Origin of the sequence: Bergeriella denitrificans NBRC 102155 (genome assembly GCF_001592185.1) — a bacterium.
In the GTDB taxonomy this organism is placed as follows: Bacteria; Pseudomonadota; Gammaproteobacteria; order Burkholderiales; family Neisseriaceae; genus Neisseria; species Neisseria denitrificans.
In genome coordinates, this window is the sequence record NZ_BCWL01000376.1 from 1 (window position 1) to 668 (window position 668).

Annotated in this window: 1 protein-coding gene; it reads right to left on the bottom strand. The window is 56.6% G+C overall.

Annotation, left to right across the window (positions count from 1 at the left end):
* Positions 1-81: 81 nt before the first annotated feature.
* A complete protein-coding gene (gene recX / locus BDE01S_RS10890) occupies positions 82-549 on the bottom strand; it encodes a recombination regulator RecX (RefSeq protein ID WP_066081499.1) in 468 nt (155 codons plus the stop codon).
* Between the last annotated feature and the right edge of the window lie 119 nt (positions 550-668).

Consider the following 668-nt stretch of genomic DNA (forward strand, 5'->3'; position numbering starts at 1 on the left):
AATTTCTCCAACTATATGAAAAAAAAGCCGTCTGAAAAAATGATTTTTTCAGACGGCTTTTTGATTGCGTAAAGGCTGCCTTTATTCGCTTTCGTATGTCCAATCTTCGTCCCAGGCGTGTTTGAAGGCGGTTTGGATGGCGTCCATATCGAAGCCGCGGTAGGCTAGGAAGCGGGCTTGTTTCTGTTTTTCCTTCAAATCGGCGGGGGGGTGTTTGAATTTTTTACGCAAGATGGCGGCGGCGGTTTGCTGCTCGCTTTGGCGGTCGGGCAGGAAGTGGCGGCTGAGGGCTTCGTCTATGCCCTGCGCCGACAGTGCCTGTTTCAGCCGCCGCGATCCGTGCAGGCGGCTTTTGCTGTGGATATAGGCTTCGGCGTAGCGTTCGTCCGACTGCCAGTTGCGTTCGCTGAATTCGGCCAATACCGCGTCCAGCTCTTCTTCGCTTTCGGCATGGGGCGCGAGCTTGCGTTTAAGCCCGGCGCGGCTGATTTCCCGGCGCGACAGGATGTCCATGGCGCGGGCGCGCAGGGATTTGGGCGGTTTGCTCATGGGCGGAACTCCGAATTTATGGGGCTACGCGGCGCGGGGCATCTTGGCATATTGGTGCGGAAGATGTCCTGCGCCGTATAGTCGAAGAACTGAATTTCTGCTACGGCGTTGGCTCGCCC

What these genes read in the sequence shown, in the direction of transcription:
- recX (WP_066081499.1), bottom strand. Translation starts at nt 549, where the DNA reads ATGAGCAAACCGCCCAAATCCCTGCGCGCCCGCGCCATGGACATCCTG.